Source organism: Mycobacterium angelicum (assembly GCF_002086155.1).
GTDB classification, from domain to species: domain Bacteria; phylum Actinomycetota; class Actinomycetes; order Mycobacteriales; family Mycobacteriaceae; genus Mycobacterium; species Mycobacterium angelicum.
Genome location: NZ_MVHE01000156.1, coordinates 1 through 2,802 on the forward strand (window position 1 = coordinate 1; position 2,802 = coordinate 2,802).

1 pseudogene is annotated in these 2,802 nt (G+C 59.3%); it reads right to left on the reverse strand.

The features are described 5' to 3' along the window. Positions 1-559 precede the first annotated feature (559 nt). Positions 560-2,802: pseudogene (locus BST12_RS28625) on the reverse strand (PPE family protein); the annotation flags it as partial.

Sequence of the window (2,802 nt, forward strand, 5' to 3'; positions counted from 1 at the left end):
AGCAAGTATCAGAGCAGAGTTGACCTCCGGCGGCAACACTGAAAAGTTCATCGCTCCAACCTCTCTCAAGCAGCATCAAGCCAAATGGCACTCAGGACAACCCGCTACTGCCCGACCACTGCGTCGGCCATCAAGCTGATGTCGTAGCGGAGAAGCTACGCGGACCGCGAAGAGCATTTGTTCAATTTATCGAACCGAGACCTAACCGTTATCTGATCGTGATAACTTTTAGCGACAATTGCCAATTTGCTTTACAAGGGCCGCTCAGAGCGACAGCTCCCCCACCGATGTCAAGCAGGGGCGAGCCGAATCCGACGCCGACTTCCGCGGGCGCCAAAGCATTTCGGTGAACAAGCGTACCCATCGCGTTAGTGTCGCTAACAAAACGACCACCCGTGAATCCGCCGAAAAGCAGGCAGTACAATCTTTTGAATTCAGGGGTGCGCATGCCAAATTCTCACGAAAAGCATGCGATCCTCAGGCGGGTACGGTGGCCGGCGAGACACCATCTTTGCGGCCGTCGTTCCGAGCAGTCGCAGACCGCCAGATCTACACCTGGTTAGGGACCGGTGCCCTGGAACAGGAAGCCGGAGAGCTTGATGCCGGAATTCGCGGCTCCGGATACCAACGCCGCGGTCGCGGTGCCCAAGGGGTTGGCGTTGAGCAGACCGGAGATCGTGTTCCCGACGTTCATCACGCCAGACACCAATCCGCCGGCATTGTTGAAGCCCGAATTGCCAAGGCTGACGGCCGAATTCCCGAAACCCGAGCTGTTCGCGCCCCAGTTCGAAAAGCCAGACGTACCGCCCGGCCCGTAGTTGAAGAAGCCCGAAGACGGGCTGCTGGTCGTATTGGCGAATCCCGAGCTCGACGGATAGTTGAAGAGCGGAACGCTGAGCGGGCCGGCGCTGCCAACCGCGTTGAGGTTTAGCGGGATTGGCGGAATAGTGATCGGCGGGATGGTATAGCCGTTCGGGCCGAACAAGGTTCCCTCGATGCCCAACGGGATCGGCGGCACATAGATCTTGGGAAGCGTATAACCGCTGGGACCGAACAACGTCCCCTCAATGCCCAACGGAATCGGCGGAACATAGATTTTCGGAACCGTATAACCGCTGGGACCGAACAACGTCCCCTCAATGCCCAACGGAATCGGCGGCACATAGATTTTCGGAACCGTATAACCACTGGGACCGAACAACGTCCCCTCGATGCCGAGCGGGATCGCCGGTATCTGTATCGGCGGGAGGGTGTAGCCGTTCGGACCGAATACGGTGACGTCGAATATCCCGATTTCGAACGGGATGGTCGAAATCGGGCCGATGGCCGCATACGTCGGGCCGCCGGGGAGACCGCCTTGAACGCTGATGCCGATTGGGAGGTCGACATTCATGTATATCGGTCCGGCACCGCCGGGACCTAAGAGCACGCTCCCGAACGGAAACGATGGGATGGTGATAGCCGTTCCACCGTTTCCGATACTGCCGCCCACATTGATCGCCAGTGGGATCGGGTTGATACCGATGGACGGAACTTTGATGGGGCCGACCGACAGATGCAAGGGCGGCAGGGTGATCGGCTGGACCGCCGGGTCCGATATGACAAAGGGACCGACGGTGCCGCCGATCTTCAGCGGAATCGGAGGCAGCGTAATCGGTTGCACGGCAGGATCGGAAATAACGAACGGCCCGACCGTGCCGCCGAGGTTCAACGGGATCGGAGGCAGCGTAATCGGTTGCACGGCAGTATCGGAAATAACGAACGGCCCGACCGTGCCGCCGAGGTTCAACGGGATTGGGGGAAGCGTCAACCCATTCGGGAACAGAGTGATACCGCCGACGGATCCGTCTGCGTTGATGCCCAGTGGGATCGGCGGGATCGTCAGGCCAAGGCTGGGCCCTAGCCCTTGGAAGCCTCCGCTCCACAGGACGCCGTTACTATAGTTGCCCGAGTTGAGGGCGCCCGTATTCACGTTGCCCGAGTTTAGGAAGCCGGTGTTAACGTTGCCGATGTTCAAATATCCGGTGTTGGAGTTACCGGGATTGAAGTCACCGGTGTTCAAGTTACCTATATTAAAGCTACCGGTGTTGTAGTTTCCCGCGTTCGTGAAGCCCGTATTGGCGATGCCCGCATTAAATAGTCCGGTGTTGACGCTGCCTGAGTTGAACAGGCCGGTGTTGTAGTTACCGGAGTTGCCGATGCCGAAGTTGCCGGTGCCGGAATTGAAAAAGCCGACGTTCCCGGTGCCCGAGTTGAACAGACCGATGTTGCCGGCGCCTGAGTTCAGCCCACCGATGCCTACCTGGCCATTCCCGGTTAGACCGATACCGATGTTGCCGTTGCCGCTGTTGCCGAAGCCGAAGTTTCCGATGCCGGAGTTCCCAAAGCCGATATTATTGCTACCGGTATTACCCGCGCCGAAGTTGTACCCGGTAGCGGTTGAGGGAGCGGCGTTTCCGAGGCCGACGTTTCCGGTACCAATATTTCCGCTACCGAAGTTTCCGCCGCCGAAGTTCCCGCTGCCGAAGTTTCCGCTGCCGATGTTGCCGCTGCCGATGTTTGAGCTGCCCGAGTTTGCATTACCGAAATTCAGGCTGCCCAGATTTGCCAGGCCGAAGTTGATGACGGTGGACTTTGTCGACGAGATTGCTGCCGCTGGCGCGGCCACCGCTGCGGCTGCGGGACCCTCGCCGGCCAGACTCTGCAGCGGTTGAGTGAACGGCGTCAGCGCCGCGGCGACCGTCGAGGCCCCGGCGTGATAGCTCGACATCGCCGACACATCCAGCGCCCACATCTCTTCAT